Here is a 26,826-nt window from a genome sequence, read left to right as displayed (position 1 = left end):
AGCCGTGAGCATGATCGTTTGTGAAAACGTTGTCAAAATATATAAAGCAGATGAATTGGAAGTATTCGCTTTGCAGGGGTTGGACCTTACCATTGAAAAAGGTGAAATCATGGCCATTATAGGAAGCAGTGGAAGCGGAAAATCCACCTTACTCAATTTATTAGGTGGACTTGAGCGTCCTTCAGCAGGATCACTATTGGTCGATGGAAAAAACCTTCTACGAATGACCAAGAAAGAGTTAACTATGTATAAACGATTGACCGTCGGATTTGTTTGGCAAAATCAAGCGAAAAATTTAATTCCCTATCTAACCGCACAACAAAATGTAGAGGTACCCATGCTCCTCAAAGGAAGAGCACAATCTCATAAAGCGAAAGAACTGCTAAATATGGTCGGACTTGGCCACCGCTTGAATAACCGATTAGATCAACTATCTGGCGGTGAACAACAAAGAGTCGCCATAGCCATTGCATTGGCTAATGATCCTCCTCTGTTGCTTGCAGATGAACCGACGGGAAGTGTCGACACAAAGACGGGTGATCAATTATTAAATGTTTTTCGTGAAATTAACAAGAAATTAAATACAACAATTGTGATCGTTACACATGATACTCAATTAACGAAAAAGGTCGATCGAGTGGTATCTATTCGAGATGGAAAAACGTCTACTGAAATGTTTCGTATCCAACCCGAAGAAATAGAAGATCAGATGAAACAAGGAGAACCTACGGAAGATGAAACACACAAAGAATACACAGTTATTGATCAAGCAGGACGTTTACAAATACCAGAGGGCCTACTCCATATATTAAACCTACAAGATAACACCAAGAACCTTGTACAAATCGAAGAAGAAAATGGACAAATTGTCATCAAACCTCAGCAATCTAAAAAAAATGCTTAAATACGGATAATTACTGACAAGAAAGGTGGAATCTCTTTGAAACTTTCAAACTATTTGAAACTGACATCCATATGTTTTGGATCTGTTCTTATACTTGGTGGATGTGCACTGCTACCAAAGGAACAAGAAGCACTTGCTCCTCCATTAATCGAACCAGCAGCAACGAAATACGAAACAGAAACAGTGAAACGTATTGATTTAATTGATTCTTATGAGGGGAAAGCTGAATTCCAATCAACAAATTCTGTTGACGTGCTTTACCGTGAGCTTGGTCAACGAATCAAGGAAGTGCATGTTGAACCAAACCAAAGTGTAAAAAAAGGAGATTTATTAATAGAACTGGAGCAAGGAGATCTTGCATTTCAAATACAACAGCAACAAATTGCATTAAGCGAGGCTAAACTTCAAGTAGAAGGTGCAACCGTAAGGAAAAATGAACAAGAAAAACTTCAATCTGAAATTAACAAACTAAAAGATGAACAAGATAAGTTAAATAAAGAAATTAAAAATATGAACAATAAATTAAAGAAAACAGCAAGTGAACAAAAAATATTAGAACTACAGGCTACATTAGCTACATTGGAACAAGAGCAACAGCAAAACGAACAAGAAATAAATATGAAGGAACCACAAAAATTAAATATATCTGACCTAAAGCGAGAAATTCAACTCGCGGAATTAAACGTAAAACGTCAACAAAATCAATTGGATGATTACCGTGCAAAACTAGATGCTACTAAAATTACTGCTCCTATAACGGGTATCATCACTTCTTTAGCAGACCTTAAAGCAGGCAATACAATTGAACCTTTTGATACGTTACTCACCATCTCTGATCCTAGTTCGTTGCGTTTAGTTTCGAAGCCAAAAGATAGAGTAGAAGAACTAAGCGTCGGGATGGCAGTTATTGTGACAATAGATAATCAAGAATTATCAGGCGAAATATTTGATCTACCTGACAAAAATGCACCTGAAAAAAATATTAGCATTGAAGTCACAGATATTCCTTCATCAGTAGATTTAGGAAAGCAAGCCGATATAAGAGTTGTATTTGACATTCGCGAAAATGCAATCACTATTCCATCAAGTGCTATTCGTAACTATGAAGAACAACAGGTTGTTCGTATTTTAGATGGTGATAATTTAACAGAGGTTGGTGTTCAAACTGGCTTGGAAGCAAATAAACGTGTTGAAGTCATCAGTGGGTTGGAAGAAGGCGATCAAATCATCTTGCGTTAGGAGGGTATTACCTTGAACATTTTAACTATGATAGCCAGAAAAATTTTAAAAAACTATTGGTTAGTTATCAGCTTGTTTATCGGAATCTTGGTTACTATCACATTAGTCGCCTCCATCCCCATCTATACAGATGGTTCTTTACAAAGCCTTGTTGTAGGTGAGTCAGAACGCTACCAAAAAAGAACGGAAACCTACCCTGGAATGTTTAAACATGAGTTGAATTGGAGAGAGTTAAATCCCCAATTTGATCGTGAAGAACTATTAGAACGGTTAGAAGAAAAAAATGAAGATGTTTTGAATCGCCAGGTTATCATGCCTAAAGTGGAATCAGGGACAATGCTAACATCCATTGCCCTTCAATGGAAGCGTGATTCAGGGGAAGCTAACTTGAGTAGAGTTTTTTTAGGTAGCCTTTCAGGATTTGAGGAGAATATTACTCTAGAACAAGGTAGAATGCCAGAAAACAGTGACAATCAAGATGTAATTGAAGTCTATCTTCAAGATCAGACGTTAATTGATTTGGATATACTTCTTGGAGAAGAAATCCGATTGAGTCAAGAAACATTGAATGAAGACATTATTATCCGTCCAGTGGGTACCTTTAAAGCAGCTGAAGGTTCAGAATTGTATTGGCCAGAATCACCTAAGCATTTTAAAAACATGTTTATCGTTGAGGATAAAGTGTTCCGGGAAAAATTACTTCATATGGATAACCTAGTTAACAATGTTCTTATTTACAGCACATTTGATTATACTGGATTGAATATAAATGATGCATCAAAACTATTGCCAGTTGAACGTATGTTACGAATTGAATCTACACGTATTACGGAAAATAATAAAGTGAAAATTAGCAGTCCTATGATTGGAATTGTTAATCAGCTTCTGCAAGAAGGAAACCGATTTCGTCTGATGACTTTATCACTCTTTATCCCTGTTTTAACCATGTTGCTTATCTACTTATTTATGATTTCAAGGTTAATCGTTGAAAGACAACATGCAGAAATTTCTGTCCTACGAAGTCGTGGTGCAGGTAAGCGACAAATTGCCTTCATTTACTTTATAGAAACATTATTCCTGTGCGGAATAGCTGTTCTTATTGGACCATTGTTAGGTTTACTAATGAGTAAAATGTTAGGCTCTACAACTGGCTTTATGGAGTTCACACAACGCGAGCTTTTACCTGTAAAACTCACACTAGATACGTATATGTATGCTGGGTTAGCTGCCGCAGTTTGTTTAATAAGTGTCATGGTTCCAGTACTAATGGCTACAAAAACAAATATTGTATCATTAAAAAGGCAAGGTTCTCGTGGTAATGGACAAGCGATTTGGCATAGGTTGTTTATTGATGTCGTTCTACTGTTAATTACGGGCTATGGCTGGTATACCTTACATCAAAATCGTACGATCGTTAATGACGCATACGGTAATATATCAATTGATCCTCTTTTGTTACTTATTCCGGGTCTATTTATCATTGGACTTACCTTATTATGTTTCCGTATTTACCCGTGGATCATCGCTCTTATCACTTGGCTTGGACGAAAGATATGGCCTGTTCATATGTATACAACCTTATTACAAATTGGACGTACCTCCAAACAATATCAGTTTTTTATGCTTTTTCTAGTAATGGCTATTTCTATTGGTTTGTTCAGTGCCAATACCGCTCAAACCGTGAATCAAAACCTAGAGGAACAAATTCGTTATGAAGCTGGCGCTGATATTGTCCTACAACAATATTGGGATAGAGAAGTCCCATTCGAGTTGACTCAGGCTGGAGGCTTCCTTCCTGAAGAGGAACGAAGAGAAAATGTGAGAACTTTATACTATGAACCTGATACTTCACATATAAAAGAGTGGCCTGGCATTAAGCAAATATCAAGAGTGTTTACGAGAAATCAAGTCAATGTAGCAAATTCCGCTGATGCTGATTCCAATAAGTACGAAGAAACTCGACTTATGGGAATTGATACGAAATCGTTTGGGGAAACAGTATCTTTTAGATCATCCCTCTTATCTCCTGATCGCCATTGGTTTGACTACTTAAATTTAATGGCTAGCCAGACCAGTTCAGTTCTGATCTCGAGAGGGCTAGCTGATAAACTTGATGTACACCCTGGTGAATACATTTCCATGGGATGGGATGGGGCCCAACAAGCCCATTTTGTTGTCTATGACATTATCGATTATTGGCCATCATGGAATCCTGATACCCATCCATACTTTGTTGTTGGAAATCTTTCTTATATTCAAAATTCAATGGCCATCGAACCTTATCAATTATGGATTAGCCTAGAAGACAATGCAGACCGAGCAGAACTATCGGCAAGATTTGAAGAAGAAAGACTTCGACTTACGAGATTCCAAGATGTTCAAGACGATTTAATCCATTTAAAAAACGATGCCTATTTAACTGGCTTAAATGGTTCGTTAACACTAGGCTTTCTCATTGCTTTAGTCATAACCTTTATCGGCTTTCTGTTATACTGGGTTCTATCACTTAAATCCAGAACATTGCAGTATGGTGTTTTTAGAGCGATGGGAATGTCAACTCGCCAACTCTTCAACATGCTATTCTGGGAACAAATCTTAACAACAGGAATGGCCGTTATATTAGGAGTATGGATCGGTAAACTAACAAGTACGTTGTTCATTCCATTTCTGCAAAACTCACTAGGCAGTCAAGGACAATTGCTTCCTTTTCGTATGGTTTTCAAACAAAGCGATGAGTGGCTTGTTTATTCTTTTGCTGGAATATTACTTCTTGTTGGATTAGGCATTTTAATTGGAATGATTTCAAGAATACGAATCCATCAAGCTATTAAAATTGGAGAGGAGTAGGGATAATCCCTACTTCTCTTTGGTGCCTTCTCTTTGGTGCCTGTCACCCCCCGTAAATTGTATAATTTTGTCGAGTGATAATAAGAAATATTATAATAATTAAATTCAGCCTTTGTATTAGAAGAGAGACCTTATAGCCCTTCAGAGAGAGTAGTATAAAAAAGTTCTTTCTAATAATAGAAACCTCAAATATAGTTCGTATACCTCAGAGCGAGGATTTGACTAGAGCTTCCTTCAGATTCCACGTCACCATGGACACCCTTGCTTTTGACTAATAGGTTCGCATATCCCAACGCCGATAACGGACTTCCACCGTCTAGTTGATGAACATACTGGCATACAAAAAAGAGCTGAAACAAAGTGTTTCAACCCTTTAAACTAACTACTGCATATTTGCTTTAACTGTTTCCTGCGCTTTCTTTAAAGCTTCTTCAGGAGATTCAGATTTCTGCCTTAGTACATTATTTAATGTATTGGTATTTAATTCTGTTAGAACATCTGGATATTGTTCTGTCACGTTAATTCCACTAATTTCGTCTTTGACCTCTAGTAATGTATCAAAGATATCTGTACCGAAGTATTGATAGAATTTGTTATCCTCTTGAACTGCAGGATCTTCCCAAACATCCCAGCGAGGTGGGTCAAACCCTAGAACTGTCCATAGTTTAATATTTGCTTCCTTAGAAAGTTTTGCAAATGCTAGGAATTCCTTAGCTAGCTCAGCATGCTCTGTTTGATTTGTGACAACTGTACCTGTTCCACCAATACCTACTGAGCGATCCCCACCTTCTTCCCAAGCAGGCATTGGTCGAATCACCATTTTTCCTTTTAAGTCAGGCATGTAATCAGTGAAACGTCCCATATACCACATCGGCATGGAGATAGAAGCTGCTTTTCCTTCATTCATAAATGCATAGAATTCTTCAGCATGTGGTTCACCACCAGGTGTTAACTCAGCAATTTTATGTGTAGTAAGCATATCATTTAACAAAGATAGTGTTTTGATGTTTTCAGGGCTATCTATTGTTAAATTACCCTCATCATCAAATAAATCAGAGCCTTGTTGACTGATCATTTGTTGGAAAGTAGTTGCATCACCAGTATGAACTGTAGTCATAACAGCATCAGTATTTTCAACAACTTTTTTACCCGCTTCTACATAGTCATCCCACGTTTTGATTGAATCAATATCAACGCCAGCTTGATCCATAATTTCTTTGTTATAATACATGACAGTAGCACCAACATGCGTAGGCATACCGTAGTAATTTCCATCTTTAGCATATATGTCAAATCTTGATTGAATGAAATTATCCATCTCAGGTTCTACATATTCATTCATAGGTAAAAGCTGTGGTTCGCCTTGTAAAAAATTCGGAAAACGACCTACTTCAATATCAGAAATATCAGGTGCACCTTTACCAGCTTGTAGCGCTAATAATAAGTTGTTGTGCATTTGATCGTAAGGGAATGTTTCAGCAACAAGCTTAATTGGTTTATCTGGGTGAAGTTCATTCCATCGTGGAACTGCGTCCTTAAAGAAATCCATGTGCAATTCAACAAATGTCCAATACTTTAATTCCGTTGCATTTTCAACATCTCCACCTATAACTTCCTTTTCAGTTGCCTCACCAGATGCTGAGTCTCCTCCATTACATGCTGCTAATAGAAAACACATAAGTAACCCTATAAATACTGATAATGACCTTTTCAATTTTCTTCCCCCTTGGTTATCATTTTTAAAAGCCTAGAGTTCTTTCATAATGAGTTGAATTCGATAGATTCACCTCCCTTAAGTCCGCTAACTATAGGATAAGCGCTTACAAATTAACAATTATGCATACTCTTAGCTGAATTTATTTTCACATTTTCACTTCAGGTAGGAAATAATAGGAACTAAAACATTTTACAGCGACTTCACCTTTAGTCCCTGATCCATTTTATGAAAAACCCGTAATGTAACCCACATCACTCCTATTCCTAAGGTGCTAATCGTGAAAAACGGAATAATCCCTGGATAGCTTAAAGATAGATACAATATTGAATAAATCGCCAAGCCGCACATGAAGGTATAATGGATTTTTGATAAACCTACAATAATAGCATTCTTAATATGTTGTTTCCACGTAGCCTTATAATGAACGAGCATTGGAAAAGCCCAAATTAATAGAATCATATAGAAGAAAACCATTAAGTAAAAGGCGAAAGGAGTTACAATAGAGAATGCACTTACTGAGTTCTTCATTAATTGATAATTAAAGTACAGAATAACCCCGGTCATCGTTAAAACCCATCCCAATATATTGGCTGTAGCAAATTCTTGACGATACGTTTTCTTAAATGTTTGGAATATTTTAATCTCATGTTCACCCAACATCCACTTTCGAGCTACACTTAACATAGCGGCAGTGGAAGGAAAGATACCTGCCACAAATAATCCAAGAACTGAAAAGAAAATCCAGACTACATTTAGTACGACAAGGCGGTAAATCCATTGAAGAATAAAATCCAACTTTGATACAATTTCTTTACCATTCATATCAATATTCCACCTCTTTTTATCGCAATAGATTTACCCCTTAACTCCACCAACTGTAAGACCTGCAACAAAGTAACGTTGGAAAAAGATAAAAAGAATAATGATTGGGATAATTGTCATAACAGAACCTGCAATGAGTACATCATAATTATTCCCGTAAGGTGTTAATAACGTTGCTAATCCGATCGGTAATGTAAACATATCGTTCGATCTTAAAACAATTAATGGCCACAAGAAATTGTTCCAACTTCCTAATCCTTGAAGAATTGCCATCGCTGCCATCGATGGTCCCATTAGCGGTAGCATAATCTTAAAGAAAATTCCATACTCTGTAGCTCCATCAATCCTTGCAGCATCCATTAATTCTTTAGGAAGACCAATGGCATATTGTCTGAAGAAGAATACGGCTACAGGTGCAACTACAGCAGGTAGAATAACAGCTGTGTATGTATTGATTAAATTTAAACTAATCATTAATTGAAATAGTGGAAGCATAAGAATTTCAAAAGGAACCATTAAAATAAATAGCACAAACCCAAAAATGACATTCCTTCCTTTAAAGTCATATAACGCAAGTGCATACCCGACCATTGAAGAAAAAAATAACGATAAAATAATCGTAATTGCTGAAATGGTCAAACTGTTCATGTACCAGCCCCAATAATTACTAGCTTGTGTAAAAATATACGTGTAGTTATTAAAACTTAATGTACTAGGATCAAAAACCAAACTAATTCCATTTCTCATTAATTCGGAAGAAGGTCTAAGTGACGAAATTAACAAATTTAAAATAGGGAACAGTGCAATAAATGAAATGATGCAAAAGCCTATGTTAATTAACCAAACGACTAGTGTATTTTTTTTCTTTTTCATTTACTCATCCCCTTTCTTAAATGCTCCAGTTAAAATAAGCTGGATGAAGCTAACCGCAAAAATAATTAACATTAAAACAACCCCGATTGCTGCGCCAAATCCCATATCATTTTGCTGAATTCCTTGCTGATATAAATAACCAACAACAGTTAATCCGATATTTCCTGGGGAACCAGCTTCCCAGAAGACAAAGCTTTCTTCAAACATTCTAAAACCATTAATAACCGAAATGGTTGTTACAAAGATGGTCACTGGCTTTAAAAATGGTAATGTGACATAAAAGAACTTCTTAACCGTTGATGCACCATCCATTTCTGCTGCTTCGTATAATTCTCTAGGAACATTTTGAAGAGCAGCTAAGAAATAAAGAATGTTCACACCCATCCAACGCCAACTACAGAGAAGAACCATTAGAAACATACCTGACCAAGCGTTATACCTCCAATCAACAGACTCTAGACCTATCCAATTTAAGATTTGGTTAGCCACAGCTGTATCCGTTTCACCAAACATGAGTCTAAATACCATACCAGCTACAATCGTTGAAGCTAATGCAGGTAAAAACAAAGATGCACGGAATAATGTTTTAAATTTCACAAGCTTAGAATCTAGCAATACCGCTAGAATAATTGGTGTGATAACTAAGATGAGAACGGTTAGTAAAACGTAGATTGATGTATTTGAAAGTGCCTTATAAAAGGTTGGATTAAGAACCCTAGAATAATTAGACATTCCTATATATGTTGTTTGTCCTGGAAGTACTCGCTGAAAGCTCATGATGATTGCTTGTATAGAAGGATATAAAGATAAAACCAAAAAAGAAAGAATAAAAGGAGAAACAAAAATATAAGGTACAACTTTTTTAGAATTAAGAAATTTCAACACTTTATTTGGTCTATTTGCTGTTACAGTCATTTCAGGTGATGTATTCTTTGAAGTAGGTAACATGTTAAAAACCTCCCTTTGATACATAGTAGCTTAAAACCTCTTAAGTGCATGCCAAAAACTCACATTAAATACTTGGATATTTTGGATCAAAGACAGTTTAAAGCGAGATCGAAATGAGTACTAGAATAGAAATATGAATGTCATGCTAGTTATAATAGCTGTATTAGATTTAACCACCCCTTCGAGATATATTTATTGGTAACGCTTACACACCCCATCAAAGAAACATTTCATACGTACCAATATCATTACAAGTTTTTTTGTACGAACAAATATAAAACTCATTTACCAATAACTCGTACGTATGTGTTACTACATTTTTATTATAAATAACTAAATATTGAATTTCAAGCATTTTCTAAATATTTGTAAATTGTGAAAAAAATGTCTAATTTTGTTGCATATTAATATAAATAACTCTTTATAATTAACTTTAACAAAAACTATTATTTTACTATTCATTATGACAACTCGGTTTATCATTACCTTTAACTTGTAAGTACATGTTGTTCAAAGTATATACCTATCAAGAAGCTCTGGTTTACAGTCATTGTTAATGTTGAACATTTCTACCTAGTCCAAAAAATTATCCTATAAAAACATAAGTTAAGTTAATACATTCTGTATGGAAAGTAGAATAATCTGTACAGTGTCGAATATTCGCAAAAAAAGCTTCCCACAAGTTTGGTCAACTTATGAAAAACTTTTTTAACTACAAACTAAACACTATTCTAACGATAACCCTCTCTAAGGTTAAGTCTTAAAAATATTCTATCGATTCTCCGTAATGCTCTAAAGATAGCTAAATAGTTTTTATCACTACAGCCATTGAATTTAGCATGTGTTAAAGATTAAGTTAAAGGATGAACTGACAAAAAGGACTGTTGTTCCTTATAAGGAAAAGGATCGTCAATCAACACAAGAAATAGATTGATCTTTGATTTCATATGGTAATGATTAACACGAATACAAAATAAAAAAAAACCAAATCATTCGAGATTTGGTTTTCTAATCAGTTTGATATTTTCATATGTTTAACTACCTAAACGCTTATGCTATTCTTTTTCTCATGAAGAGGAAGAACAAGCCACTTAAGAACAGTAAAAACCCTGCTAATAAGTACTGATAGTGCGTAGTGGCAGTTTCCGGTAGTTTTTGTCCATCATTCGTTACAGACTTTTGCGTTAAATCAACACTGGTTTGTTTCTTTGGAGCTTCTGAGTCCTCTGGATCTTTTGGATCGACAGAGTTTTCTCGATCTTCAGGATCTTCCGGGTTAACAGGTTTTTCGGGATCTTCAGGATCAACAGGATTTTCCGGGTTGACAGGGCTTTCTGGATCTTCTGGATTTGGTAAATCTGGATCAGAAGTACCGATTGCTTTGATATGTGCAACAACACTATTATTGTTATAAGTGACCGATACCTCGTAATCATCTGCAGTTACATGATCGAATTTACCTTCCACCTTGTCAGCAGTCATTAAAGTAATATCCGTAGCCTTGTCTATTTCATAATTAGAAAGATCTAAATTCAGATCCCCACCATCAAGGTATACTAGTCCATCTACACTTAGTTGAGTTTGGTCATTATCCATTGCAATATCTAGGCTTCCAGCTTCCATTGTTAAGTTACCATTTAAATTCAGAGGTTCTTCTACATTAACTAAAACTGTACCATTCTCTACATAAAGATCGCCTTCACCAAAAGCAGTTGCAGAAGTAGCTTCTAACGTTCCTCCTTGCAGTAATGTTCCCCCTGAATAACTATTACTTCCTGTCAATGTAAGTGTACCTGTCCCTTGCTTGGTAAGCATACCACTGCCAGTTATATCATTTCTCCACCAATCATGGGCATTAAATCTTCCTTTTGAAGCATCCATGTTCACTGTTACATTGCTTAAAAACGCACCATATCCATCAGATGCTGTTACTAAATCAATTCTTCCCCAACCATTTGATTCATCTATTACAGGATAGCCTGATTCAATTTCTGTCGTATACAATACTTCTCTACGTTGTTTATCAGTTAAATATGGCTGGCGAGTTTCCAATAAAACTTCAGCCCCTTTAGGTACTACAGGATCTAAACCTTTTACACCAGTTTGAGGTAATCCGTATGTAAGTTTCTCCCGGTAGAATGCTTTATTTGTTTCATGATCTTCCCATTTTTGTTCATCGTATGCACTTTCAAACGTATAATCCTCTGTTACTGTATGTGCATATTCGTACAAGCTCATTCCTTTTGATGCAGCCAATTCACCGAATACTTCTCCAGCATTTTTATATGCCTTATCTAATACCTCTTGGTTTTCGGTAAGGTTGTATGCGTAGGCAGTCATTGCAGTTGATTGTATTCTTGCTCCTATAACATCAAGTGGCGAGTGCATACCAGACACTATTCTATTTTCTCCCATTTGAGCTGCTCTAGTTAAAAATTCAGCAAATCTTTCAGGGGTTGCGTATGCAAATCCGAATGTTGACAAATAAGCTGCACTTGTATGTCCACTTGGAAAAGCTCCGTCTTTACCTCGCCCGTCTTCCGCTTTTCTTTTTACATATTCTAATGCAGGAATGACTTTTACATTCGTTTCGTATTGTTGGTAATGTTTTTCTCCCGTTTCTTTATTTCCTCCTGAAGGTAATTCTTCTACTTTACTTTCACCACTACCAATTGTCGCCCATTTAGGTAAACCATTCTCATCAACAACTTCTTTCACTTCTCCATTTGAATTCATTCTGTAAGGTCTTGGAGATGAGAAAAAGTACTTAGAAGGATTTGAGGAAGAAGGATTTCTAAATCTAATTAAACTAACTAAATCCATTGCATCTGATAGTTTAGTCCCCTCCCATTGCCCCATTCCTTGACTCTGATCCTCAACAGTCGCTTCTTCCAATACTACATTCATGTCCTCTTTTGATCTGACAACACTTGTGATCGGTTTAACGATATCTACATAAGTGTTCGCTAAAGGCCCATAAGCTTCCATCATACTGTATATCTTATCTCTTTGATCATCATAATAGGCCGCTAACGCCTCTTCATCCGTTCTGTTTTTAGTAACGTCTTCTACATATTTAATATTAGCTCTCCAAGTCTCTGAATCTCTAATTTCTTCGTTAGCATATGTTTTCTTATCCGCTACTACCTTTGTTTTATCATTTTTATATCCATCAAAATAAACGGTAGGTCCGTCACCGTATTTAGCAACCTTACCATTTGCACCTGGTACAGTTAACGCTGTTCCGTCTCTCCAATCTGGTTGATTCAAAGACCAGACTTGATCAAAACCATCTAAAATACTAATAAAAGGATTAGTCGCAGCTATATTCTTTAAGTGCGAATCACTAGCATTTCCGCCATTATCCACTGCTGAAAATAGTTGCTCAGCTTCAGAAGGATTTGTATTTATTTCTCCAGTAGTCCCTTGTGGCTTTGAAGGCTTTGAAGGCTCCTGACCAGAATCTTGACTAGCAGCCAAAATCGAAAGCTCAAAAGAATTCATAGTTAGTACTGCAAGTAGTACTAGTATCGATATTTTCTTTATGAATTTCATACCTGTCATTTCTCCTTTTCTATTATAATTTCAAAATACAAATTCCACTTTAAGGTATGTTTGTTAAATTAATGTAGGAAAACTGTTGAAATTTGGTGAAATTTATGTAAAGAGGAAGAGAATTATTACGAAAATTAGCAAAATTTTTGATTTCGATATGTTATCAATGAAATGCTATAAATTATGTTTCTTATCACTTAAGCACAAGAAAAAGACTTCTCAAAAGTTATAAAACTAAATGAGAAGTCTCAGATTTAAACATTATGTTAGCTTTTTGTTAGCAAAATCCTTCAATTTCCTTATATCGAGGGTTTGAGGGCATGATTACATCATGCCACCTGTAAGCTGCGAGAGTGTAATATTGTTAACATTAAGTGAAAATAGTTGGTAAATCAACGTTTCAGATGATTTTGAACACCGCTTTGCTATTCATATCCCTCAAGACTAATTATTATTTAAGACATCTTTGTTTTCCATAACCCAAATTTCAATTATACTTTTTAAATCTTCAGTCTCAATCATACATGAAGTAGGTCCATCTTCTAGAACATAATCATTTATCACTTTTGTATATTCTTTATTTATTTCAAGGGTACAAATGTTACCACCTGTTGATTCGGAAGTTGATTTTCCTAGTAACACATTTTCTATATTCTCTAAAAATATTGCTTCTCTAAAAGATTCCATATCATATAGAAGATACTCAATAACTGCTAGCTCATCTGGTAGCTTAATCTTCTTATATTCACTCTTAGGATCCTCAATGATTGAATATTTATATCTCAAATTATCGCACCTTTCTTAATAAATTGGGAAAGCTGTATCTATTAACCCATTATTATTAATCCACATTCTAATTTTCATACCGGAAGGAGTTGTTCCTTCATACCATCCTGGTCCAGATACAGTTACATTTGTTTTTGCTTCTTTTATGGCATTAAGCACATCTGTTCTATTCCAATTTTCTGGAAAGAATGTAGAAAACTTAGATTGCCCATTAAAAGTAACTCTTGCCTTATACACACCAAATTGATTTGGCGAGCTAACATTAGATAGTGTATATGGAGAATTTATGTTTTTATGGTGATATCCTGATACTTTTACTCCATCTGTACGTCCATGAAAAATATGTTCGATTGTTTTGCTACCGAATGTACCAATATTACAATTATGCACCCAAATTCCTAAGTTGGTAACAAAATATGAGCGGAAACCTTCAACCTCGAAATTATATACAGTTTCTTCTGTTTTCTCTTTAGTAATATTTTCGATTGGTAGTTTTTGGCCGTCACTCGTAACAAGTAGATCACCAATTTTAAGTTCTTCAACTTGTGTCCATCCTTTTTCATCTAACCAAAAAGGATGCTCGGCAGTCACCTTCATCTTTTCATTACCAATTTGCAATGAGTAAATCTCATCTGTATCCTTTTGAAATAAACCTATGACTTCCTTATATGCAGTTTCCCCAGTTTCATCATTTTTTGAAAGGACTTGGTCTCCTATATCGATTTCTTCAATACTTTTTTGGCCTGTATCCGTTAAAACCTTAGTCCCTGCAGAAAAACAATTACACGTTCGTAATAATTTAGATAGTGCTTCATCAGCAAGTGAATTATCTATCTTCCTTAGGATCTTGTCTACAAAATATACTGCTTTATCTAAGTTATTACTTGTCCTATTAGCAAAGCTAACTATATCAGCAATTATCTTTGTACCATCACCTACTACTGGTACAATACCAACAAGCGAAAGCACTACTCCCCAAGGGTTTCCATCAACTAAATTTCCAACGGCATCTCTAATATCTCCAATTGCTACTATACCAGAAAGAACTTTTCCAGTTAAAAACGCTATTGAATTATAGGTTGTTGAGGATATAATCCCCCATTCTAATGCAGTTTTACCACCATCACCCCAAAGAGCCCCAAGTAAGAGATTTTGGCTAAATTCCCATGTCGTAGCGTCATAAATGAATGGGTCTGTCCCATTCTTCATTTCCTCAGAATCAAGGTAAGAATCTTTATCAGGGTTGTTATTCAACGCGTCAAATCCTGACTTTATTTCTTTGCTATCATTTAACCCGTCACCGTCTGTATCACTATCGAAAGCATCTGTACCAAACTCTACTTCTGTGTAATCATCTAAGCCATCATTATCAGAATCCCGCTTATTCGGCTCGGAACTCATTAACCCATACTGATTATTATTATAGTTATCTATAAATATTTCTTCTCCATCTAAAAGTCCGTCACCATCAGTATCAGAGTTATTCGGATCACTTTTAATGAATTTACCATTACCTACCCGAATGCCGTTTGTTTCTAGTAAATCAGACAGACCATCATTATCAGAATCTTTATCCCCATTGCCAGTAGTTTCATCGGCTACTTCACCAAAACGTTCACCTAATTCATTAGCAGTAGATGCATGGTAGTATTTACCGCCTGTTTCACTAGCTATCTTTTTTAATAAGTTTATATCTATACTACTTCCCAGACCAATTGTATAAACGGAAACTTGATTATCAATTGCTCTTTTTAATGCAGAATCATGCCATGTTCCGTCACCGTCTGTTAGCAGTATTACATATTTCTTACTATTTTGACCTTTTAGTACTTCATCTAGTGAGGTAGTTAATGCGCTATAGATATTCGTGCCACCACTATCATCTATAGTATCTACTGCCACCTTTAACTTTTGTTTATCTGAAGTGAGACTGATTACAATATTGGCATCACTATCAAAATCAACAACAGCACCTTTGTCCTCTTCTAACAAGGTATCTATAAAATTCTTCACAGCAGTTTTTCTTAGTTCATTTGGATCATTCCATGACATACTTCCTGATGAGTCAATGGCAAATACAAGATCAATATATTGGATTTCACCATTATCTTCTTCATCTCTATCAGAAGGTAAACCTACTTCTTTACTCCATGCCTTATCCCATTCAACTCCATTGAGCAAAAGATATGTGCTAAAATGAGTAACATCTGCCGTAACTGTATGATTATCGGAATCATGAGTTTGATTTTCTACCCGCTCTAATTGTTGAGTGTTTTTATTATAATAAAATATCTCCGGTCTGAATTCTTCCGTTACCACTGAACGGTCATAAGCAAACGTCATTTCAGCTTCGTCAAATTCTACTTCTGTTTCGAATTCATAAGCTGACCCTATATACCCAGGTATTTCCTCACTAACAAACGTATTTCGTTCTTTTAAACTTGTTATAGAAGTTGTACTACTACCCGTAGCTGATGATTTAATTTTGACAGAAGGAACAACGAGTTCATCTTGTATGCCATTTTCTGGTCGAGTAGTAACCGTTACTATTTCATCGCCATCAATAATACCATTACCGTCTGTATCTTGGTTAGTTGGTTGAAAACCTAGTGCCGGTTCTTCTCCATCTAACAGTTTATCTTGATCCGTATCTCCTTCTGTTGGGTTAGTACTTGCTTTTACCTCTTCTCCATCAGATAACCCATCTTCATCTGTGTCTGACTTTAATGGATTCGTATGTAGTTCTTGTTCTTGTTTATTGGTGAGTTTATCGCCGTCTATATCTTCTCTCTCATCCCCTATTCCATTTCCATCAGAATCAATCTTTAGAGGATTGGTATAAGACTGCTGCATTTCAAAACTATCTGATAGTCCATCACCATCAGTATCTGCTTTTAGAGGATTGGTTTTGTAGGTTAATTCTTCAATTTCTAAGAGGCCATCTTTGTCTTTGTCTCCGTCTAATTTATATTCAAACTTAATTGAAGATAACATATCAAAGAATTTATAAAATGAGTTCCTAACATGACTAATTGTTGCTGTATAATTTTGTTCTTCGTAAAGTTTGACTGCCTGTTTGTATTGTTTAATTATCTGTGAATGTTCTGCCTGAGCCTTTTTTGTTAAGGTTGTCCCTGACACAATGATTTCTACATCCTCAGTTACAATTTTATTAAAGCCTAACGCTACTAAAGCCCACTCTCTTTTTTCCTCCTTATCCTTTAGTAATGGTATTAATTGTTTAATGAGTTCTATAAGCTTAGGACTACTGAGACGGTTGAACCCCAAATAGCTTTCAGCTGGTATATAATCTTTTATTTCGGTTGTAATATTTAAAATATCTTCTTCATTGTAGTTACTTTCTACATTACTGAGTAGGGTATCAATCTTTTTAGAGATAGAAGTTTTTGTATATTCACTGATATCATCTACCTGCTGGGTTTTACTTTTTGCACTAGATTCTGCAATCCCCCATGAGGGAAAAGAATAAGAAAACAATAAAATGAATGATAGAAATATCAATGTAACTTTTTTTGAAAATTGTTTTTTCATTAAAACACCCCTTAAATAGTTATTTGAAGAAGTTGGTTTTACCCTAAACTTGGATAAATAAGCTCATCTTAAAATTTTACAATTATCTCAAAACTTCTAGCACTCCATATCTAATGTGATTCAGATTTCTTAATAAAAACATAAAAACTAGTAATATATTACATTGTATAGACTATCTATCCAGTTTTATGGTTTTAATTACCAACTTTTCCATTTTATAATACTTGTTCCTACATATTCAGTCAACTTCTCATACTAAATTACTATTAGTAAGATTATCCTCCTTTAAACCGATTGTGGTTATATTTAGCCATAGAAAAAGTAGTGGATGAAGATGTTATCAACGCTTTGAAAGAACATAAAAAGAGCGCCAATTCGGTTATCCCATCGTCATAAAAAATGTGCGAGACCGCATGAAAAGGCTACTTAAAATAGCTGGCCTAAATGAAGATTTAACACCCCATAGTTTAAGGCACACTCATACATCGTTGCTTGCCGAAGCCCGTGTCTCACTCGAACAAATTATGGACCGTCTTGGTCATACTGATGACCAGATTACAAAAAATGTGTATCTACACGTCACCCAAGAAATGAAAAAAGAGGCCTCTCAAAAGTTCGGTGAACTCATGAGAAGCCTCCATTAAAATCCTCAATGTTAACAAACCACTCTCATCTTACTTTAAAACCCAATCATATCAAGCGTTTGAGGGCGTCATTACATCATGCCGCCCCTAAGGTGAGAGTGTGTAATATCTTTAACCTGATGTGTGGAGAGTGCGATATATCAGGGTTTTGTTAAATTCTGTCTGTAACATCTTTAACAAACGTTTTTCACTTTTCATTGAAGTGCGTTACCAAAATGTTAGCATAGTAGCTAACCTGATGATTGGTGTAATGATCTTACTGACAACTCTACAGTTTTTTACTAAGCATTTCTATTTATTGTACTTAAACATGATTTATTAGACCTTCTACTTCTCCTGCGACTAACTAATAAAGTCATTCTTTAATCGTTAAAATACGTGCAAGCTTACCAACACTAACGGCAGTTATAATTAACACATTGTCCAAGTAATCAAGAACTATAAATTCCTATCCTAAACTCCTCATAAAAGAAGAGTATACCTTATGCACACTCTTCTACTTTTTCTATCTGTTATACATCTTTTCTGCTTTCATTTGATTTAGATGGCTACCTTGTGAGTAGGGAAGTAATTCATCAGGAGTGCCTTTCCAAATCACTTTTCCATTTTCTAAATAGATTATTTCGTCAGCAAGAACTTTTGCATCTTCTTGATCATGAGTTACAAAAATAGATGTAATCCCTGTTTGTTTTAAAATCTCTCTCAACTCATCCCTTATTCTAATCTGGAGATATGTATCAAGATTACTAAATGGTTCATCGAATACTAATAAAGTGGGAGCAGGTGCTAATGCTCTTGCAAGTGCAACACGTTGTTGCTGTCCTCCACTTAACTCATAAGGGTAGCGATCTTTATATTTGGATAAGTTCACTAAAGACAGCATTTCTTCCATTTTTTCCATTTTTTCCTTTTTATTCATCTTTCGTAAGCCATACTTAATATTATTTGCAACTGTCATATGCGGAAATAGTGCATAATCTTGAAAAACCATACCCACTTCTCTTTTTTCAGGTGGTATATACGTCCGTTCATCAAAAATCGTTCGATTGTTCATGGATATCGATCCACTCATTGGAATTTCTAACCCTGCAATTAATCGTAAGATTGTACTTTTCCCACTCCCACTTTCACCGAGAATCGAGAAAATGTCTCCCTTTTTCATTTGTAAGGAGAAATCCTTAATGGTTGGTTCGCTCGTATTTTTATACTTATATGTTAAGTTCTTTATATCTACAAACACTAATTTTGTCCCTCCTTATCAAGCACTTTATGAAAGAAGTAAATACTAATTCCGCTGATGAAGATAATTATCAAGGAAGCAGAGGCCGCTTCACTCATCATCTCATCATTCGCATACTGAAAAGCTTTCGTGGCTAATGTATGAAAATTAAAGGGCTGTAATAGCAGCGTAAGGGGAAGTTCTTTTAAAATATCTACAAAGACAAGGATAAATCCGCCCACTATTGCCCCTCGTATCATTACAATATCTACACGAAAGAAGGTTCTAACAGTTGATACTCCTAAAGTTCTCGAAGCTTCAGTAAAATTAGTACCAATCTTCTCAAACCCTGCTTCAATGGAACTATAACCAACCGTAAGAAATCGAATGACATATGCAGAAATTAACATCACTATACTTGTTCGGAAAACAATCAAAGGATTTCCACCAAAAAAAGCAAAGATTGAGTAGATCCAATGATCCAATGCTATGAAAATTGTAATAATTCCTATTGCAATGATAGCTCCTGGAACTGAATAACCTAATACCGTTATTTTTGAGAACAACTTTGGAACTATCCCCTTATGTATACGAGTATAGTTCGCGATAATTAGTCCAATCACAACAACCATAACAGCTGAGATGGATCCAGCAAAAAAGGAATTTCTCACTAACTCGATAAATTCGATGGATATAATTCTTTCATAAGTCATAAAAACCCAATGAATGAGTTGTACGAACGGAATAGCAAAAGCAAAGGTAAAAATCAATAAACAGTAACCGGTTAACAGCCAAGCCTTGGAACCTTGAACCTCCTTGGGTTGTATCGGTCTAATTTTTGTAGTAGTATAACTAAATCTTTTTCTTCCTCTTATGAATTTCTCTAAGAGAAGAACGGCTATAACCACAATCATCAATGTTCCAGCTAACTTAAAGGCGGAATCAATATCATCCATCGCAAACCAAGTTTGAAAAATCGAGGTGATAAATGTTTGAATTCCATAATATTTAACGACTCCATAATCATTAACGACCTCTAGCATGACAATCGTTACACCACCAACAATAGCAGCTCTTGAAATCGGTATGATGACCCGGAAAAATATTTCAAACGGTCCCCCACCTAAAAGTTTCGCATTTTCGACAATAGAAGATGATTGATTTTGAAAGAAGCTCTTGGATATAACGAATACGTAAGGGAATAAAAACATTGTGAAAATAAATATAGCCCCTGGTATCGTCATTATATTGAAGTAGTCCTGGTTCACTTTTATATCAAATTGATTTCTTAAAGTTGATTGAATAATTCCAGTGTAATTTAAGATTCCATGATATGTATAAGCCCCAATAAATGGAGGAATGGCTAAGGGTAAAATTAATCCCCATCTAAAAAAATTTCGAAAAGGAAAATGATAAGCAGTAACAATCCATGCTAAACTCGTCCCAATAATCGTTGTAAAAAATCCTGTAAAGCTCATTAAAATTAACGTATTCACTATGATATCTTTTAATAAAAAATCTTTTATATGTTTCCAGTTTTCATTGGGGGTTGTAAAGAAATGTGTACCAATTAAAAGATTCGGTAACAAAATAAGTAGAACAAATAAAAAACTAAGAACTGCCCATACATTAAGTTGCCGTTTCACTTGATGAACAAACCTCATTTTTAACCCACCTTCATAGACCTTTATCAATCTTATATAATCTTTTCCATGTCATTTTAAAACATAGCTACCCTGAAAATAAGGGTTTGTTGACTCCGTTATAGGATTACGTACATTCAAAGCATTTTTAGGGATGTCTTGTGTTTAAATCGACTACCCGCAAAAAATCAACATCGTTCACCAATAGTGGTTAAAACATAAACCGCACTCTAATATTCAGAGTACGGCATCATTCTACAACCTTTTATTTCCAACCAACTTCATTGAAAATTTGGATAGCACGTGCATTGTTTTCACCTAGAATTGTTAAGTTAATGTCCTGCTCCTTAAACTCTCCCCACGACTTTATTGTTTCAGAAGCCTCTACAGCTTCGTTTACTGGATATTCATTATTTCCTTCTGCAAATGCTGCTTGTGCTTCTTCACCTGATAAGAATTCAAGGAACTTAATAGCCTGATCCATGTTTTTGGCATGCTTTGTCACTGCAGCCCCACTTATGTTGATGTGTGTTCCCGTCGTCTCTTGGTTAGGGAAAAAGATGCCTACTTGCTCGCCAATCTTTGCATCTTCTGGGTTCGTTGAATTTAGTAATCGCGCAACATAATAGGTATTGGAAATCGCAATATCTCCTTCACCTGCAACTACCGCTTTCACTTGATCGATATCCCCACCTTTTGGCTCACGTGCCATGTTCGCTACTACACCAGCTGCCCATTCTTTCGCTTTTTCTTCACCATTTAATTCAATGAAAGAAGCAAGTAGTGATTGATTGTATATATTTTCGGAAGATCGAATTAGCACTTTTCCTTCCCATTTAGCATCTGTTAATGCTTCATATGTTGATAGGTCCGCTGGATTTACACGATCCTTCGCATATACGATTACGCGGGCCCGCTTTGTTAAACCAAACCATTCACTATCAATATCACGCAGTTTTTCAGGAATGTTAGTTGCTAATACTTCACTTGTTACGGATTGTGTTAAGCCCTTCTCCTTTAAATAAGCCAAATTACCAGCATCAGATGTTAAAAACACATCCGCTTCAGTTGCTTCTCCTTCTCGCTCGAGTCGTTCCATTAATTCACTGCCATTACCTTGAACGACATTTACTTTAATGCCTGTTTGATCTTCAAACTTTTTGTAAATTGCAGTATCTGTATCATAATGTCTACTTGTATAAAGGTTTACAGCTCCATTTTTCCCCGTAGCAAATTCAGTTTTAGTTTCATTCGATTGCCCACAACCTGATATAAAGATGATTGTAATTGTCATTAAAGAAACGAATAAGGCTTTCATAGATATCTTCATGTACTTTCCCCCCTATGAATAAATGAAGCAATTAACAATGATATTCATTATCAAACACTTATGTTTGTCATTGTAAGCGCTAATGATAATTGTTGTCAATTTTTAAATTTGTAATAGTGTGCTTGTTGATAGAAATCTTTAACGAATGTTTTTCGTTTTTTTATTTGCATGATGTTAGCATGTTAGGAGATAGTTTGTTTTCATTTGTTCACTTACTCCAGATATTGCCGTAGTAGTGTTTACCTTACCTAAAATAGCCTAATTTCTTAAGATCCTTATATACTATCCAAGAGTACAGTTTTCTTCCCTTACTGTTTAAATGATCGGGATCTATAAAATATTCTTTGTTGTCTATGAATCTAGGATCACTCATATAATTTAAAAATTGAACATCTAAATTAAGCGCTTTTAAGTATTGAAAAACAAGTCTATTCATTACTTCTTCATTAAAATATTCTTGATAAGACTGATGCACTGGCTCCATGGTTAATATGACTTGATAGCCTTTCTCGTTACAATAATCTACAATCTCTTTTAATTGCTTCACATTTCGTTCAATGCTATTGCTTTCAACCGCTTCTTTGTATTCTGCATCTACTCTCTCATACTTTCTTCTCGAATAGTTTTTACCGTTATTTGCCCAAGGTTTATGAGCATTCCACCTAAAGTTTTTTAATTTACCCGAGATTGCAGAATTCAGACTCCCTCTATTTGTCCCGGGTAAGTACAAGTAACTGTAATAATCCATAAGTTGAAACGGTTCAATATCGGTATGATCTAATATGTTATAGTAATTTCCAATGTTATAGACCTCAGAATTTGTGAACGTAATTTGAGAGACAGAAACAATGACTACACCACCAGGTTTAAGATACTCACCGTACTCTCTCAACAATTTATAGTCATATTGAATGGTCTGAGCAGGAAGTGCTAAATCCAGATGAGACAACCCAGTGGGCTTAAAATAATACCCATACATGGAATGAGATGCACCTACATTAATAATATCAACTGGATATGGATTCTTCTTAAACACCAGTATGGCATGGTCTATATTATAATCATAAGAGTTTTTTACAAATTGATTGACTGGTATAAACAATAGGATCACAACAAGTATGATCATTGTTACCTGAATAAAAAAACGTTTCATAGTAAATCCTTTCCATACAGTGCTTCTATTACTAGCATGCTTCTTGCCTCAAAAACTAACAACCAAATTTAAGGTTGGAGAATGGATTAAAATCCACCATAAACAAACCCATTACCCGTTGCACCGAATACAAGGACTGAGAAAATAATAAAAATATAAAAGGCAAATCTAGCAAAGGCCGAGCGTTTTGATAGAAATTCCCATGCTGAAACATTTTTTCTCTCGATATAGTGAAATAGTTGTACAATCATGAAAAATAAAATAAATATCACTAAATCTAGTAAAGAAAATAGTTCAAATGCTTTTATTATTCCCGATGGTCTCCAGGAACTAAGGGTTAAAAAGAGCTGAGCATTATCGAATGCATGTGTAACTGAATCCGATCGAAAGAACACTCTTGAAAAGCAAACCAGCAGAAACGTAATCGCAATTTTTACCCACTTATGCAACTCTGGAGTTCTATCCAATCTAATAAATGAAGCGATTTTTCCTCGGAAATACTTTGTAGAATCTCCAAACACTCGATAAATTCCATGAATGAGACCCCAAATAACAAAAGTCCAAGCAGCTCCATGCCAAATCCCACTAACTAAAAAGGTAAGCACAATGGCTACATAAATTTCACTTCTCTTCTTTTTTCCCTTACATAGTGGAACAAAGATATAGTCTCTTAGCCATGTAGAAAGCGTGATATGCCATCTACTCCAAAAATCGGATATCGAAACGGCAAAGTGAGGTTGTTTAAAGTTTTCTGTCAGTTTAATCCCTAGCATTCTAGCAGAACCAATGGCTATATCACTGCATGCTGAAAAATCAGCGAACAATTGGATTGAGAACAGAATAGTAGCTAATACGATTTCTGAACCAGTCGGGTTAGGACTATCGTATACACTAGATACTATTGGAGCTAATCGATCTGCAATTAAGGTCTTCTTAAAAAACCCCCATGCAATTCGTTTCATGCCGTAATTTAGATTTTCATAGTCTAAAGATTGTTCCTTTTTAAATTGAGGAAGCAATTTCCTAGCACGTTCAATCGGACCAGCAACCAATTGTGGAAAAAAAGCAAAATAGATTGAGAAATAGCCGTAATGTCTTTCTGCCTTTTGTTTTCCATAGTAGGTATCCACAAGGTAACTTACTGCCTGAAAGGTATAAAAAGAAATGGCTAAAGGCAGGACAATCTCTTGGTATGGTACGGTATAATTCCAATCCATATATTTTGCAATTGCTTGAAGTGAGTCATTTACAAAATTAAAATATTTAAACCAACCTAGAAAAAACAATAATCCTGAAAGACCAACCAGGAGGACTTTTTTCTTCTGTTTTTTTGTCTCCTGTTTTTCGATTATAATTGCAGTAAAATAAGTAAAAGCCGTGCTAGTAAGTAGTAAAGGTATAAATTGGACACTTAAGATCGCGTAAAAAACGTAGCTTGCTATTAATAATAGAAACCATCTGAATCGATGGGGGATTAAATAATAAGTAAATACAATTATTGCTAAAAATAGGAGAAACTCAATTGATATAAAAGTCATCCAATCACCTAATAATTAATTTTCATATATAAATCAAGAGACAACCCTATCGATGTCAGAGTTGCCTTGAAACCTAGAACAGGTTGAAGTAACGCTTGAGAAAAACTCACAAAAAAACGTGTTTATCAAGGTTTCACCTAGTAATTAAACACAGTTTTCAGAACTCAGTATTTATATCCTGTTACTCATCCGGATGACTATACATTATCGATCTTTAGGTAACTCAGAATAGAGAATTTTACCAAAATGGTTACGTGGAATACTCTCAATTCTCATAATCTTAAAGCCTTTTAAGTTTAATTTTTCCTTAATTATATTTTTAATTTGATCAGAATCATCTTTTAATGTGTAAATATACATTTTTTCATCAGCCCCAGTGCAGATACAATCATGACCATGCTCATTTAAAAATCCTTCCACTTCATCAAGGCTGATACGGTTTCCATAGACTTTAATCATTCTTTTGATTCGGCCAGATATGAAAAAATACCCATCCTGATCAAAGTAAGCCAAATCACCTGTACGCAATATACCGTTGTTTTCATCTTCTTTCGAAAGATCGAATAACGACTCAGCATACCCCAAAGAAACATTTGCTCCTTTATAAATCAATTCACCTCTAACATTAGGTGTAGTAATTTTGTTGCCATTATCATCTTGCAAAATCAGTTCTCCACCTGGGATGGCAATGCCAATACTCCCGACTTTATCAAGGTTTTTTTCATAAGGTAGATAGGACATCCGCGCTGTTGCTTCAGTTTGACCATACATGGTAAAAAATTGTATACCTTTCTGATTACATACTTCAGCAAATTTAATCGATAGATTTGAGCTTAATTTCCCACCTGCTTGAGTTAGGTTTTTTAGACTTGGAAGATTAAAGTCTTCAAACTTCAGCCTATCGAGCATCTCATACACAAAGGGAACTCCTCCAAAAGTAGTTACTCCTTGCTCTCTACATAAGTCCCAAAACTCTTTTTTCATGATAGATTCATCGGTTACAATTATTGTAGCCCCACATATAAGATGACTATTAATGATAGAAAGACCATAGGAGTAATTAATTGGAAGTGTTGTTATAGGTTTATCCTCTGAATTAATGTCAAGATACTTTGCTATTGATTCAGCATTTGTGAATATATTTTCATAACTTAAACGAACAAATTTGGGACTCCCAGTACTCCCAGAGGTTGTTAAAAGTAGCGCAAGATGCTTATGAAGATCATGTTTGTAAAATGAAGGACATCTAAATAATGTGTAGTCACCAAATACAAACGCACGATCCATTATCTTTGAGAGGTCTTGATTTTCACTACTTGCCCAGATATATGTAGGCTTATAAAGGTTAATCAATCTGCTCAGACGATCAAAATGCATCGCTGCATCCAAAAGTACAGGAACAACACCACCTCTAATAAAACCCACGTAGCCGAATAAAGACTCTTTGTTGTTTGAACACAAGCAAAAAATGAGCGTTCTCTCACCTACTTCACCACAGATAGCATCAGCGATTTCTACCATTTCTGAGTAAGAATATTTTCGTCCAGCATATACTGCGGTGCGGTTCCCAAACTCCTCAATTTTTTGGAAACTATTCATTAATAAAGTCCACTCCTAAGCGTTCCAGGAGCTCAATTCCTGACTGGTAAGAGTTGAATTCTGTAATCCATTCTGAATCTATTGAGACATCAAAAACATCCTCAATCTCAGAAATAAGTGCCATATGTCCAATCGAATCCCATTCTCTAACTTTTCCAAGAGCTAAATCTTCACTTAGATCATCTTCTTTCACGTCCAGCACATTGATAAATGCATTTCTATATTTCTCAATATTTTTCATTTATTTCCACCCTTTCACTAATTAACTATCTTCTGCATTTGTATGAAAATCTGTTAGCTCAAAAAGTTTCTGTATCTGTCACACTTTCTAGTTTTCAACAACGAAATCTTTAAGATACTACACCTGAAATTTCACGGTATCTTAATCCATATTTCTTGCTAGTTATACTTTTTTATCGGATAACATACACACTTTAGCTCAATTCATCATTACAAA

At 35.2% G+C, this 26,826-nt stretch carries 17 protein-coding genes and 1 pseudogene; 4 read left to right on the top strand and 14 right to left on the bottom strand.

The window, feature by feature from the left end:
- The first annotated feature begins 10 nt into the window (after positions 1–10).
- From LC076_RS22240 to LC076_RS22230, 3 genes are read left to right on the top strand one after another with little or no spacing between them, the layout of a single operon-like run.
- Complete coding sequence (locus LC076_RS22240; protein ID WP_226671349.1) at positions 11–904, top strand: ABC transporter ATP-binding protein; 894 nt, start codon at positions 11–13, stop codon at positions 902–904.
- Positions 905–940: 36 nt separating this feature from the next.
- Positions 941–2,143, top strand: coding sequence for an efflux RND transporter periplasmic adaptor subunit (locus LC076_RS22235; RefSeq protein WP_226671331.1), 1,203 nt, complete (start codon positions 941–943; stop codon positions 2,141–2,143).
- Between the two features lie 12 nt (positions 2,144–2,155).
- Positions 2,156–4,990, top strand: a complete 2,835-nt coding sequence (locus LC076_RS22230; protein ID WP_226671330.1) for an ABC transporter permease — start codon at positions 2,156–2,158, stop codon at positions 4,988–4,990.
- Positions 4,991–5,372: 382 nt separating this feature from the next.
- Here the strand turns inward: LC076_RS22230 and LC076_RS22225 are convergent, their stop codons facing one another.
- The 7 genes from LC076_RS22225 to LC076_RS22195 form a co-directional block, all read right to left on the bottom strand.
- Complete coding sequence (locus LC076_RS22225) at positions 5,373–6,704, bottom strand: ABC transporter substrate-binding protein (RefSeq protein WP_413466022.1); 1,332 nt, start codon at positions 6,702–6,704, stop codon at positions 5,373–5,375.
- A 192-nt stretch (positions 6,705–6,896) separates the two neighbouring features.
- A complete protein-coding gene (locus LC076_RS22220; protein ID WP_226671329.1) occupies positions 6,897–7,529 on the bottom strand; it encodes a YesL family protein in 633 nt (210 codons plus the stop codon).
- A 33-nt stretch (positions 7,530–7,562) separates the two neighbouring features.
- A complete protein-coding gene (locus LC076_RS22215) occupies positions 7,563–8,402 on the bottom strand; it encodes a carbohydrate ABC transporter permease (protein ID WP_226671328.1) in 840 nt (279 codons plus the stop codon).
- Positions 8,403–9,350, bottom strand: coding sequence for a carbohydrate ABC transporter permease (locus LC076_RS22210; protein WP_413466021.1), 948 nt, complete (start codon positions 9,348–9,350; stop codon positions 8,403–8,405).
- 1,050 nt (positions 9,351–10,400) lie between these two features.
- Complete coding sequence (locus LC076_RS22205; protein WP_226671327.1) at positions 10,401–12,905, bottom strand: phosphatase PAP2 family protein; 2,505 nt, start codon at positions 12,903–12,905, stop codon at positions 10,401–10,403.
- Between the two features lie 444 nt (positions 12,906–13,349).
- A complete protein-coding gene (locus LC076_RS22200) occupies positions 13,350–13,691 on the bottom strand; it encodes a hypothetical protein (RefSeq protein ID WP_226671326.1) in 342 nt (113 codons plus the stop codon).
- 15 nt (positions 13,692–13,706) lie between these two features.
- Positions 13,707–17,243 (bottom strand): polymorphic toxin-type HINT domain-containing protein, encoded by a 3,537-nt coding sequence (locus LC076_RS22195; RefSeq protein WP_226671325.1) that lies wholly within the window; start codon positions 17,241–17,243, stop codon positions 13,707–13,709.
- 377 nt (positions 17,244–17,620) lie between these two features.
- Between LC076_RS22195 and LC076_RS22190 the strand changes: the two are divergent.
- Positions 17,621–17,887: pseudogene (locus LC076_RS22190) on the top strand (tyrosine-type recombinase/integrase); the annotation flags it as partial.
- A gap of 505 nt (positions 17,888–18,392) precedes the next feature.
- Here the strand turns inward: LC076_RS22190 and LC076_RS22185 are convergent.
- From LC076_RS22185 to LC076_RS22155, 7 genes are all read right to left on the bottom strand, one after another.
- Positions 18,393–19,127: an ABC transporter ATP-binding protein gene (locus tag LC076_RS22185; RefSeq protein ID WP_226671324.1), complete on the bottom strand. Its 735-nt coding sequence runs from the start codon at positions 19,125–19,127 to the stop codon at positions 18,393–18,395.
- On the bottom strand, positions 19,127–20,770 hold the full coding sequence (locus LC076_RS22180) for an ABC transporter permease (protein ID WP_226671323.1): 1,644 nt from the start codon (positions 20,768–20,770) through the stop codon (positions 19,127–19,129). Before LC076_RS22180 ends, LC076_RS22185 begins: the two co-directional genes overlap by 1 nt.
- 244 nt (positions 20,771–21,014) lie before the next feature.
- Positions 21,015–22,079 carry a Fe(3+) ABC transporter substrate-binding protein gene (locus tag LC076_RS22175; protein ID WP_226671322.1) on the bottom strand — a complete coding sequence of 355 codons (1,065 nt, stop codon included), beginning with the start codon at positions 22,077–22,079 and terminating at the stop codon, positions 21,015–21,017.
- A gap of 244 nt (positions 22,080–22,323) precedes the next feature.
- On the bottom strand, positions 22,324–23,232 hold the full coding sequence (locus tag LC076_RS22170; RefSeq protein WP_226671321.1) for a hypothetical protein: 909 nt from the start codon (positions 23,230–23,232) through the stop codon (positions 22,324–22,326).
- An 86-nt stretch (positions 23,233–23,318) separates the two neighbouring features.
- Positions 23,319–24,770 carry an MBOAT family O-acyltransferase gene (locus LC076_RS22165; RefSeq protein ID WP_226671320.1) on the bottom strand — a complete coding sequence of 484 codons (1,452 nt, stop codon included), beginning with the start codon at positions 24,768–24,770 and terminating at the stop codon, positions 23,319–23,321.
- A gap of 204 nt (positions 24,771–24,974) precedes the next feature.
- Positions 24,975–26,369 (bottom strand): AMP-binding protein, encoded by a 1,395-nt coding sequence (locus tag LC076_RS22160; RefSeq protein WP_226671319.1) that lies wholly within the window; start codon positions 26,367–26,369, stop codon positions 24,975–24,977.
- Positions 26,362–26,610, bottom strand: coding sequence for an acyl carrier protein (locus tag LC076_RS22155; RefSeq protein ID WP_226671318.1), 249 nt, complete (start codon positions 26,608–26,610; stop codon positions 26,362–26,364). Before LC076_RS22155 ends, LC076_RS22160 begins: the two co-directional genes overlap by 8 nt.
- Between the last annotated feature and the right edge of the window lie 216 nt (positions 26,611–26,826).

This window comes from Metabacillus litoralis (genome assembly GCF_020524045.1).
Classification (GTDB): domain Bacteria; phylum Bacillota; class Bacilli; order Bacillales; family Bacillaceae; genus Metabacillus; species Metabacillus litoralis_C.
Note: the sequence above shows the minus strand (reverse complement) of the source record. Positions and strands in the feature narration are given on the sequence as shown.